At 62.7% G+C, this 10716-nt stretch carries 15 protein-coding genes and 1 pseudogene; 7 read left to right on the top strand and 9 right to left on the bottom strand.

Annotated features, from left to right (window positions below; all coding sequences use genetic code 11):
• Positions 1-242 (bottom strand): hypothetical protein (locus tag MKK75_RS12380; RefSeq protein WP_244042868.1); only part of this gene is annotated, 242 nt, incomplete at its 3' end.
• A gap of 85 nt (positions 243-327) precedes the next feature.
• Positions 328-618, bottom strand: a complete 291-nt coding sequence (locus tag MKK75_RS12375) for a hypothetical protein (RefSeq protein ID WP_244042867.1) — start codon at positions 616-618, stop codon at positions 328-330.
• A gap of 125 nt (positions 619-743) precedes the next feature.
• Between MKK75_RS12375 and MKK75_RS12370 the strand changes: the two genes are divergently transcribed.
• Complete coding sequence (locus tag MKK75_RS12370) at positions 744-986, top strand: helix-turn-helix domain-containing protein (protein ID WP_244042866.1); 243 nt, start codon at positions 744-746, stop codon at positions 984-986.
• 673 nt (positions 987-1659) lie between these two features.
• Here the strand turns inward: MKK75_RS12370 and MKK75_RS12365 are convergent.
• The gene (locus MKK75_RS12365; RefSeq protein WP_244042865.1) at positions 1660-2235 is read right to left on the bottom strand and encodes a hemerythrin domain-containing protein; all 576 of its coding nucleotides are present in this window, start codon (positions 2233-2235) and stop codon (positions 1660-1662) included.
• Positions 2236-2296: 61 nt separating this feature from the next.
• Positions 2297-2722 carry a hypothetical protein gene (locus tag MKK75_RS12360; RefSeq protein ID WP_244042864.1) on the bottom strand — a complete coding sequence of 142 codons (426 nt, stop codon included), beginning with the start codon at positions 2720-2722 and terminating at the stop codon, positions 2297-2299.
• A 190-nt stretch (positions 2723-2912) separates the two neighbouring features.
• On the opposite strand from MKK75_RS12360, the gene MKK75_RS12355 reads away from it, so the two are divergent.
• Both MKK75_RS12355 and MKK75_RS12350 read left to right on the top strand, forming a co-directional pair.
• The gene (locus MKK75_RS12355) at positions 2913-3230 is read left to right on the top strand and encodes a hypothetical protein (protein ID WP_244042863.1); all 318 of its coding nucleotides are present in this window, start codon (positions 2913-2915) and stop codon (positions 3228-3230) included.
• A 293-nt stretch (positions 3231-3523) separates the two neighbouring features.
• Positions 3524-3724, top strand: a complete 201-nt coding sequence (locus tag MKK75_RS12350) for a polyhydroxyalkanoate synthesis regulator DNA-binding domain-containing protein (protein WP_244042862.1) — start codon at positions 3524-3526, stop codon at positions 3722-3724.
• 141 nt (positions 3725-3865) lie between these two features.
• Here MKK75_RS12350 and MKK75_RS12345 read toward each other — a convergent pair whose 3' ends face one another.
• Entirely contained in the window at positions 3866-4120 is a 255-nt protein-coding gene (locus MKK75_RS12345) for a hypothetical protein (protein WP_244042861.1), read from the bottom strand.
• A 284-nt stretch (positions 4121-4404) separates the two neighbouring features.
• On the opposite strand from MKK75_RS12345, the gene MKK75_RS12340 reads away from it, so the two are divergent.
• The 3 genes from MKK75_RS12340 (at position 4405) to MKK75_RS12330 (ending at position 6538) form a co-directional block, all read left to right on the top strand.
• The gene (locus tag MKK75_RS12340; RefSeq protein WP_244042860.1) at positions 4405-5070 is read left to right on the top strand and encodes a ParA family protein; all 666 of its coding nucleotides are present in this window, start codon (positions 4405-4407) and stop codon (positions 5068-5070) included.
• On the top strand, positions 5067-5396 hold the full coding sequence (locus tag MKK75_RS12335; protein ID WP_244042859.1) for a hypothetical protein: 330 nt from the start codon (positions 5067-5069) through the stop codon (positions 5394-5396). Before MKK75_RS12340 ends, MKK75_RS12335 begins: the two co-directional genes overlap by 4 nt.
• A gap of 110 nt (positions 5397-5506) precedes the next feature.
• Entirely contained in the window at positions 5507-6538 is a 1032-nt protein-coding gene (locus tag MKK75_RS12330; RefSeq protein ID WP_244042858.1) for a site-specific integrase, read from the top strand.
• Between the two features lie 131 nt (positions 6539-6669).
• On the opposite strand, the gene MKK75_RS12325 is transcribed toward MKK75_RS12330, so the two are convergent.
• Complete coding sequence (locus MKK75_RS12325) at positions 6670-7533, bottom strand: outer membrane protein (protein ID WP_244042857.1); 864 nt, start codon at positions 7531-7533, stop codon at positions 6670-6672.
• A gap of 120 nt (positions 7534-7653) precedes the next feature.
• Positions 7654-8172 carry a MucR family transcriptional regulator gene (locus MKK75_RS12320; protein WP_244042856.1) on the bottom strand — a complete coding sequence of 173 codons (519 nt, stop codon included), beginning with the start codon at positions 8170-8172 and terminating at the stop codon, positions 7654-7656.
• 99 nt (positions 8173-8271) lie between these two features.
• Here MKK75_RS12320 and MKK75_RS12315 point away from each other — a divergent pair, with 99 nt between their 5' ends.
• Entirely contained in the window at positions 8272-8559 is a 288-nt protein-coding gene (locus MKK75_RS12315) for a hypothetical protein (protein WP_244042855.1), read from the top strand.
• Between the two features lie 175 nt (positions 8560-8734).
• On the opposite strand, the gene MKK75_RS12310 is transcribed toward MKK75_RS12315, so the two are convergent.
• Positions 8735-10234: a P-loop ATPase, Sll1717 family gene (locus MKK75_RS12310; RefSeq protein WP_244042854.1), complete on the bottom strand. Its 1500-nt coding sequence runs from the start codon at positions 10232-10234 to the stop codon at positions 8735-8737.
• A gap of 226 nt (positions 10235-10460) precedes the next feature.
• Positions 10461-10716: pseudogene (locus MKK75_RS12305) on the bottom strand (hypothetical protein); the annotation flags it as partial.

The following is a 10716-nucleotide window of genomic DNA, read 5'->3' as shown; positions in this document are numbered from 1 at the left end:
CCGATGATGGCGACGGCGGCCAGCAGCTCGGCGCCGACGTCGAGGAAGCGCAGGGCGCGACTGTGCGCGGTATCGGGGCGGACCGGGGCGACGGCCTCCCAAGCCTCGATGCCGCCGGGCACGGGCTCGTTCGGCAGATTGAGGTAGCGCCCATCGGCCGAGAGGCGGCGGCGGCCGGTGCGCGGGCTGTCGCTGCGATCCGTGACGGGCTGGCTGAAATTCGGGATGCGGGCGTGGGTCATCGTTCGGGCTCCGGTGAGGGCTCGTGGCGGCAGAGCGGTGGGTGAAGGGGTGCCCCGTGGCGGGGCGGGTCAGGTCGCTAGGGGATCAGTGCGCGGCGGCGCGGTGGGCGGCCTTGGCGACCTGCCAGGTGGCCTTGAGAGCGGAGGACATCGCCTCGGCGCGGGAGACGCCGCAGCGCTCCTGGATGCCGGTGGCGGCCTTGCAGGCGGCGGCCATGATCGCGGCGCGGTCGTAGCGGCCGGCGACGACGAGGGGGCGGGTGCGGGCGCCGAGTTCGATCAGGACGCGGGCGCCCATCAGGCCGGCGGGGATGCGCGGACGGCTGTCGCGGCCGGCGCGATCGATCTGGGTCCAGGAGACGGTGCGGTGAGACATGGTTGCCTCGTGGCCTGTGCGAGACTACAATTCGTCTGCACATGGGCCATATTGGACCATGACGCGCCGGTGTCAAGCTACAAAAGCCTGCCGGCGGTATAAAATGGACCGTGGGAAGGCTGAAGATGCTTACCGGCTCGCAAATGCGGATGGCGAGAGGCTATCTGCGGTGGTCCGTGAAGGAGCTGGCAGAGGCCTCCGGCGTGTCTGGCACCACCATCAAGCGGATGGAGGAAAGCGACGGCGTGCCGAAATCCATATCGGACAACCTGATCGCCATTCAGCGCGCCTTTGAGGCTGCGGGGCTTGAACTTATCCCTGAGAACGGCGGCGGTGTGGGTGTGCGTGTTCGGGAGCGGAAGGTTTGAGGAGGCCAGTCTCGGCGGCCGAACACCCCCGCCTCTTCCACGTGAGCCACGAGGAGTTTGCGGCGGGGTCGTGGATCAACCCTGGACGATACGGTGCCTCTAGCCTTTATTCGACCGCTCAGGCGCCAAACATTGGGGCGGATCAGATCGGCGCCCTACTCTGGGAGGCCGCGCTCGAAACTGCGCGTCTCGCGATCGCACCCGCAGCGGTATCTCGATTACGATGTGTGTTCGCCGCCGAGACGATCAATCTTGCGCGGAATTTCCGAGATCGCTTTCGACCCGGCGCCGCAATCTACATAGCCGCGCCGTGGTCTGACGCACCTCTGTTCCGCGGGGATTTCGGGATCGTGACGAACATTGACCCGATTGCGCCCTTCCTGGCGTACATGCCGGCAGGCGCTATCCGATATTGGTCCGAGCCTCCTGGCCCGGAGGTTGAGGTGCTTGTTGGTGGCCCTATGACCGTCCTTGAACGCAGCGAATGAGATGACTGGGCGGCCGCATCATTGCGGCACGCCTAGCCTCATGATCAGATCGGGCGGCGGGGCTGAGCGCGTGTTGCGCCAGACGAGTGGGCGCAGCTGTGCGAATTGCCGGCTTTGTGCAGACAGCGATCACCGCGGCCTAGGGCGGCCCCCTGCCGGGGAACACGCTCTCCGGTGGCGGCTACTCAGCTCGACCGGCCGAAGCGTCCGCTATGCCAGACCAAGTAGCCAAGGCCGGCCGCCACCCCGGCGAGCGTGGCGACAAGAGCGCCCTCACTCGACATGACCCCACCCGCGGCGTTCCGCCGCCGGCTCTGTAGGGCCTTCGTCTTGGCGCGCACAAAAGCCCGTGTGGCAGCGGCAGCCTCCTCAGGCGAGAAGAGCGTCTGGGCTGCCGGGATCAGTTCGTGAACGTGCCGGTGCAGGTGTTGGTCCACGAGGAAGGTAACGTCCTCGAACGTGTTGAGCCAGCCGGCTCGGTCCCTCTGCCGGTAGCGAGCGAGCTGCCGGAGCTGCCGCCTGGACTCTGCATGGCCGCGGTGGAGGTCCTCAATCAACGTGCGTGTCTGGCTCTCACGGCTCAGGGGACCGTAGAGGCTCGCCTCAATGGCGATCTCGTGCAGCTCCAGTTCGTCCATGAGATCGGCCAGCATCCGCTCTCGGCTACCGACCGCACGGGGATCGTTGAGCGCGTAGGGGATATCGCGGATCAGGCCGCCGATATTTTTGTGATCACGCTCAATGAGCTGCCAAACGTCCATGCACGTCTTTCCTGTTAGTGGCTTAGCAACGGCTTGAACCCCCTGTCCTCGTTGAACGTTCCTACGACCTCACTGGGGTCAGCTCTAGCAGGGTTAGATCGATTGCTCGGACGAGCTGCTCGACAGCATGGATCGCTGCGAGATCTCGCGACATCGCGATTGCGGCCTGTTGCAACGTGCGAAACTCTCGAAGGCGGACGGCCGGGTCGACACCTCGGGCGATGGCGGACTGTACGAGGCCCTGGACCAGCTCGCGTGCCAAGCGCTCGTCGAGGCCCGGCGCCATCCAGCCCGACGACGGCGGATGGGCGGTGTTCATGCGTGTTTCGGCTGTCGAGCGGGTCGACCTGCGCCACTTCGGATGGCGTTGGCCACCCACTCGCTCGATCAGGCCTTCATCCTCTAGAACATCGCACGCCAGTTTGACGACCTCCGCTCGCCGCCGCGTCATGATGCCGGCCCGCTCGGCAAGCTGCAGAGTGCTCATGGGCTGGTCGGCAAGAGCGTTGAGGATGCGGGCACGGACCGAAGGTGGTCGGCTCATGATCACGCGGACCCTATTAGCCTTGATAGCGTCAGACCGTTGTCCGACGTAGCTGCCCCCGCAACGGTTTAGCCGCTCAGACCGTTCATGGAGCCCTGGAGGAATTCCTGCCGCCCTTCGGATGCCTAGGTCGATGCTGACGAAGCGATCTCAAGGAGATGATGAGCCAGAGGACCCGACCGGAGCGGGGCGAGCGCTGATGATGGGAGAGGCTGTTGCCTGCGTCTTCGCGGAGCACGGCGGAAAGGTGAGCGGCCTCAGCCGCGATGCTCTCGCCCATGACCTCGCGAGGATCGTCGAACCGCTGCTGGGCACTTGCACGAACGCGGAATGGATCGAGGCCATCAACGCTCGTCTCGACCTGCTAGAAGGCGACACCGATAAGCCAGGACCTCGGCTTGTGCGGTTCGAGGCAAACGGCGTCGCGGAAATGACGGCACCGGTGCACTGAGGTCAGGCCGCGGTTTCCGGCCTTCAAGCGAGGCTTCGCGCCCTGTCGGAGCCCAAATCCGACCAAGACGGTAAGGGCAGAGGCGGATGAAAGCGCCGCCCTCCGCAGCCATAGCCGAGGGACCGGAACGGCACCTCCCTCGCCAGCCCCGATCAGATCGGGCAACGGGGCAGCGTTGGCCGAGCGCTGTCACACGAGACATAGCGTCGATTGTCAGCCAGCCTTCCAGTCTATAATCGTTCCAAAAAGCGGCCAAATGGGTCGTGCGAGGCGGCATTCGGAGCTTCGGCGCGATGGCAACCAAGAGGGCGCGCGAACAGCGCCTTATCAAGCGGTACGCTGGCAGCCGTCTCTACGATCCTGGCTCCGGATCCTACGTCTCCGTGGAGGATCTCAAGCGCTGGCATATCGAAGGCTACGATGTCGTGGTCCGCGATGCTGAGACCGGGCAGTTCGTGACACAGGAGGTTCTCGCCATCGGATCGGGCCATTGATCGGCCGCCCATCCCGTTCGGCACCTGTCACGCAGAGCTTTTCTCTGAGCCTGAAGCTGGTACGCTCGCCGTCCGTGGCGAGTTGAACGCACGCCACTACCTCAGCCCGCCCGACCCAGCGTTGAGCGGGCTTCTTCTTGTTCAGCTGATCTCGCCCTGCGCGCGCCCGATGTCGGAGGCCAGCGGCGCCTGTCTCTCAGTCTCGTGAGCTTCAGCCAGGGCGTTCGGCGATAGAGGGAGCTGCGAGGTCCAGACTAGGCGACTGGCATCGTCCTTTAGGACAGCCAGCCCCGAGCGCGGACCTAAGAGGCGGGCGAAGTGCGCCTCTGCCTCGCTGATCGCCTCCCAGTCTGTGCGGGCAGTGATCTGTTCGGTGTCGAGAGCGATGCCGCTCACGCATCCACGGTGGACCACGCATTGGAGGTGGAACACAGCCATGCCTGAAGGCATGCATGGGGCTTGCCATGTAAGGTTGGTCACGGAGCCGGGCGACCATATCATGACGGCTCGCCCGGCCTCGCGCGCAACCCCGACCGCGTCCGCGGCTGGTAGTTTCGTAATTTCACAGCGTCATGAATTTGCAAAGCTGTGAAGCCTTAACATCACGATGCCTTGATGCCATGACATCGCGACGTCCTGATTTTGCGAAGCTTTAGCATTCTGGTTTCATGGTGCTGCGCATGAAGACGATCACGCTCGTGACCCAGAAGGGCGGCGCCGGGAAAACCACCGTCGCGACATCGCTCGCTGTGGCAGCTCAGCAGGCCGGCGAGACCGTGGCCGCGTTCGACCTCGATCCGCAGGGCTCCCTCGCCGAGTGGGGCAGGATCCGGACGAGCACCGAGCCTGGCGCCATCGCGGATCCGCGGCTGCCCGTGGTGGAGAGGTTCCCGATGGAGCACATCGCCAAGATGCAGAAGATGCTCAGCAGCCTCGCGGCCAAGGGCATCACGGTCGCGGTGCTCGACACAGCCGGCGCCGACAACCCGACGACGCACGCGGCTATGGAAGCCTCGACGTTCTGCCTCGTGCCAATTCGGCCGACGCGGCTCGACCTGCTGGCGGTCCGCGCGACGGTCCAGGCAATCATGCGCTCCGGCAAGCCGTTCGCCTTCGTGCTCAACCAGTGCTCGACGATCCCGCGCAATAGCCGGGCGAACGATACGGCCACCGGCTTATCCTCGATCGGGTACATGGCCGAGCCGCTTCTGCTGCTGCGCAACGACTATCAGGACGCCTTCGCGTCGGGGATGGGCGTGACGGAGTATGCCCCTGACGGCAAGGCGGCCGAGGAAGCCCGGCAGCTCTGGGCGTGGGTCAAGACGCAATCGGAGATCAAGGCATGAGCCGCCGCCCTCCCCCCTCGATCTTCGATGCCGACAGCATGAGCGTCGAGGACCTGAAGGCGAAGACGACCGCGCCAGAGCCGGAGCCGGCGGTCGAGCCCGAGCCGCGGAAGGTCGGGCGGCCCGCCAGGACGACGACGAAGGCCAAGCCAACCCCGTTCTACCTGCACCCGGCGGTGAAGGAGGTCTTGCGGGACATCGCCTATCACACCCGCTGCAAGGAGCATGACCTGTTCGTCGAGGGGCTGGAGCACGTCCTGCGGAAGCACAGCTATCCGACCATCGCCGAGATCGTCGCCAGGGCCGAGAGTGGCGAGAAATCATAGCATCGCAATTTCATGATGTTGTGAATTTGCAGTTTTATGGCTTCATGCCGCTAGACGGGTCCTCCCCGCCGCTGTAACTTTCGATAAAGCGCATTCTCGAAAGTTTGGCGATGAAGCCGGGCGGTAGCAGAGCACCACATCGGAGGTGGACGAAGGTCGAGGCCCCGGTCACGACCAGCGCCGCGGTGGCCGTGGTCGAGGTTCCGGCCGCCGGGCTGCCGGTCGAGGCGGCGGCTTTGGTCCGTGCCTACCAGCAGGCGAGCAAGGCGGACGCCACCGTGAAGGCCTACCGCGCCGACGCGCAGGTCTTTCAGGCCTGGTGCGCCCGGTACGGGTTCCGAGCCCTGCCGGCCTCGCCCGAGACGGTCGCAGCGTTCGTGGTCTCGGAGGCCGAGGCCGGACTGTCCGCATCGACGATCGGCCGGCGGTGCGCCGCCATCACCTACGCCCACAAGCTGGCGGGGTTCGGCGACCCGACTGCCGAGGAAGCTGTACGGGCGACGCTGAAGGGCATCCGACGCCGCGTCGGCGTGGCGCCCCGGCAGAAGGCTGCCGCCACGGCCGACATCCTGGCGGCGCTGCTGATGCGGACACCCGACACCCTGGCCGGCAAGCGCGATCGGGCGCTGCTGGCGCTCGGGTTCGCCGGGGCGTTCCGCCGGAGCGAGCTGGTGGCGCTCGATGTCGAGGATCTGCGCGAGGATCCCGAGGGCCTGCGCGTCATGGTCCGGAGATCGAAGGTCGACCAAGAGGGCAGGGGGCTGGAGAAGGCGATCCCGCACGGGCGGTTCATTCGGCCGGTCGCCCTGGTGCGGGAATGGCTCGACGCGGCCGGCATCGTCTCGGGCCCGGTGTTCCGGCCGGTGTCGCGGTCGGGGAACGTCCGGCAGGGTGAAGGCGTGCGGCTGACCACACAGGCGGTCGCCGACATCATCAAGCGCTACTGCACGGCCGCGGGGCTCGATGCCTCGACGTTCGGGGGGCACAGCCTGCGGGCCGGCTACATTACGACGGCGGCGGAGCGCGGGGCGGATCTCGCGCGGATCATGGATCAGTCGGGCCATCGGGATCCACGAACGGTGGTCGGCTACATTCGGCGGGCGAACGCGTTCAAGGGGCACAGCGGGAGCGGGTTCCTATAGACCCGACAGAACGTCAGTTCACCGACAGAAAGCCGGATCCAGAATAGCGAACGCCCCAGGAGTGGTAGACTCCCGGGGCGCTGCCAACCTCGCTGCCAGTCTGATCGGGCTGGGGATGCGAAGGTCAGCTCTTAGAAGGTGCCAAACTTGTAGTTTATGCCGGCGCGCACGAGGTCACCCTCGTTTCGCACCCGCGCGGCATACGCCCCCGGAGCGCCGTTGACCCCGGGGATGGGAATGGCCCGGTTGCCGAGTTCGAAGTGCAGATATTCGACCTTGACCGTCACTGCGCTCGAATTGAAGAAGTTCAAACGGCTGAAGAAGCTATCGGTCGGCACGGCGTACTCGATGCCACCGCCGTAGGCGTACCCGGTCTCGATGTTGTTCTGACGGCCGACGAAGAACGGCGTCGCGGTGTTGGGTCCGTAGAAGACGACTTGATTGTCGACGCCGCCATACGCGAAGCCGCCGGTTCCGTAGACCAGGACGCGATCGAAGGCGTAGCCGAGGCGTCCACGGACCGTCCCGAGGAAGTCGAGGCCACCGCGGTACTGGTTGACCCGGGTGAACTGAGACGCGCTGGGCGTGACCCCCGCCGACAGATTGGTCGTGTTGCTGAAAGTTTCGAGGCGATTGAGATCGGTATAGGCTGCGTCCGCCTCTATGCCGACCACGATGCCCGACCCGGTGCCGAACTGATAATTGTACCCGATCTGGCCGCCGCCGGTGAAACCATCGTCGCGAACATGGGCGACGACGGGGCGAAGGCCCGCGGCGAGCGCGACGTTGTTGTTCCCCTGAGTGCCCACCGTGCGGTCGAAGCGCGTGTCTCCGTCGAAGACGTAGCCGGCGTTGATACCGAAATAGGCGCCGGTCCAGGTGAACACCGGCACGGGGGTGAACACCGGCGGTGGGGCTCGGCGCGGCAGGTCGGCGGCCGTAGCGGTAGCCGTAAGGGCGGTGAACGTGGCCAACGGAGCCAGAAGCTTCTTCATGACTGTGCTTCCCCAGTAAAATACCCGATCAAGGATCAGGTTAACTGGTTCTCCACAGCTAAGCTGTATCGCGCGCACCACACTTGTGGCGAGAGCACGACACAACCGAACAGCTTCGATCTACGCCTTAGGGGTATCCTTCGCCTTCCGCGGCCCGCCGGCCCGCTTCGGCTTGTCGGAGATGGTCGCCGCTGGCTCGGCAGCCTTCGGAGCGGCCTTCCGGCGCTGGCTTCCGAGGCCAGCACTTTTGGCGAGCGCCGAGCGCTGCTCCGAGTAGCTGGCAGCCGTCGACGGGTAATCCCGCGGCAACCCGAAGCGCTCGCGGTACTGCTCGATCGTCATTCCGCTCTTGCCGAGGTGACGCTTGAGCGTCTTGTAGGGCTTGCCGTCGAGGAAGCTGATCAGCGCGTCCGGCGTGACGGATTTGCGGATCTGCGAGGGGGTAGGCTTGTCGACCGCTGGCGCCTCGGGGGTGCTGCCCTGGCTCAGCCCGGCAATCGCAGCATGCACGCTGGCGAGCAGCTCCGGCATGTCGCCGGGTCGGACAGAATTTTTTGACACATAGGCCGAGACAATGTCGGCTGTCAGTTCGATGAAATCGACGGCCGGAGCCTCGATGGTTTCTACGTTCTCGTCCACGGCGCACCTGATTTTGTAGAAGACAGCACAATCTGTTGTCGCGCGGCAAAACGCAATACGTTATCCTGAGAGAAATCATTTACTTCAGGCACCTCCGAGATGTTGCCGAGCCCTGACCTTGAGCGGTTCGCCACCCTGATCGCTGACAACGTCGTAACGGCCTACGAGCGCGATCGGGATGGAGCGCCGTTCCATCCAACCATGCGTGTGACGGTCGTGTCCGTCTTGGTGCGCAGTCTCTTGCTCGTCCTGCCCACCAGGTCGAGCGACGTTCTCGCGACGGCCTGTAACCGTGGTCTCGACGATGTGGCGGGCGTGATCGAGATCGGAGGCCCGCGGGTCGAGGCGGTCGATCCTGACGATGGGGCGGTGACGATGCGCCCATGATGAGGGAGCGGGCCGGATCCCGTGATGACGTGGTTCGGCCCTGTGTCGTTCGGCGTTCAGCCGGAGCGGCGAGGGCTATGTAGCGCCTGGCGGCGGCGCGGCGGCGGCGAGTGCTGAGCAACCAAAGGGCGAACGCCATCAGGGGGCACAGCGGGAGCGGTTTTTTGTAGGACGTTTAATCATCGGCGTCCGCTTTCCCTTGAACTGAGTTCAGAGCGTCGCGGTACAGGAACGGTATCCAGAAGGTCGGCTCCTGGTTAGTCCCGCGTCTCTCAAAAAATCCAAGCTCAACAAGCTCATCCGCTTTATGGATAGCACCATCTCTATCCACCCCCCAAAGCGCACCTAAGCTTTCTGGAGTGTGTTCAGTCTTCTGTCTGTAAAGACGCTCGATGTAAGGCTTTTCTGACATATATTCTGCGAATATATATGTTTTCAAACGTGCATCCGAAACTGCGGGCAGTGCAGCCTTAAACACCGATCTGTCAAAAAGCTGGCCACTTGGCGGAAGAGTTCCACCGCGCTCCATTCTTCTTACTTCCTGATCCTTGATACTTTTAAGCAAATGTATAAGCTCTCTCGGGGCGGTTTTACCCTTACCATCTGCGCATCGAGTAACCATCCACTTGAAAGTCGGGGATTTTTGAGTGCCCTGCTCAACTTGTGGAGGGAATATCAACTCAAACAGATCGTTCTGCTTGTTTATGTCTGTAAGTATTTCATCCACGTTTAATGAAAGCTCGTCAACAAGTGTTTGATTATTAAGAATGCGCCTTAGTATAAGATTGAGCAAAGTCGGTTGCGTCCACTCGACTATTTCATACCGTATTAGGTGACTAGCCTCTCTAAAATTCTCAGTTACTCGCTTCCATATATCTTCCCTCAAAAATACTTTAAGCGATATGTTATCAAGAGATCTAATATCTCCGTAAACTCTGAGCAAAGCTCTTATTGCGTTGGCTTCCAGAGTGTGATTTTCCGCAAAAGCGACATCGAGACGATCTAATAAGACCCACACCGAAATACTGTTATCAATAAGCACTTCATTTACAATGCGCAGATATCCATCAAGCGAATTAACGCCTCTCCCACGCAATTCGCGATCCGGCTCCGCAAGCGAAATGCGACCGATAATGCCAGAAGGCATGCCGGACATAGGATCAAGCTCGACGCCTGTTTCGATGCGGCTTTTGGACAGCAACCGTCTTGCTAGGATCTGCGCCGTTCGTAGAAGGCCACTCAAGTTCAGTTCGGCTTCAATAAGTTGAGCCTCTTCGAGGGCGACCAGAACGGTGTTCATGCTCTTGCCAGTGAGACCGTAATCCCTCATCTGCGCAACGATCAGTACAAGTACATACAGCTTCCAGAGTACTATAAATTCAGCTTCTGATGCAGGAGGATCTGAAACGAGGTCCTTAAAGACAGTGCTTCCCTTTGGGTTTTCGGCATTGACTAAAAGCACCCTTTTATCGAAAAGTTCGTTAGTATTTTGATTTAGCAACAGATATATGGCGCTTTTACCAGCACCTTTCTCACCTCGTATAATATCAATTTCGCCTTTGATAATCCTGTTCCATTGATCTGTTTGGACAAAATATTTCCCGAGGTCCTGAATTTCCTCTTCGGCCACTTGAGACCCGAAGGAAAGTGACTTCAACAGGGTGAGCCGGTCCATAACTCGGATGCACTCCGCGGCGGTCGGGGGCGCGATCCTACGGCGGCACCGCCTAGGTTTGATAGTCCCTTCATGGCTGCCGGATGTAGGCGCCGAAAGAACGGCTAAGATGCCTTCGGCCATAAGCCTCGGTCCTCTCCTTGATCCTTCCTATCGCGGTTGTTTGTACCCCTTACTGCACCCAAGATGCCCACGCTGCGGCTGGGTCGCACAGAGGAAACGCTAGCTACACCCGCCACGAGCCGCCGCCGGAACTCACCGACTTGTAGCCGGCGAGGCCGCCGGTTGGCTTCGGTGGAGCCTTCGGCGCCACGCCCGGCCGGGCGCGGTCGAGTAGCTGCCCAATGAGGCCAAGCGCGTCGACCTGATCGTCATGGACGCCGGCCGGGAAGCGCAGGAGCTCGGCCTCGAAGTCCTTCCGCCAATCGGCCTCGTGCGGGATGTAGAGCCCGCGCATGGACATGCGGGCGCGGATGCTCTGC

Origin of the sequence: Methylobacterium sp. J-030 (assembly GCF_022829545.1) — a bacterium.
In the GTDB taxonomy this organism is placed as follows: domain Bacteria; phylum Pseudomonadota; class Alphaproteobacteria; order Rhizobiales; family Beijerinckiaceae; genus Methylobacterium.
This window is presented reverse-complemented; position numbering and strand designations above follow the sequence as displayed.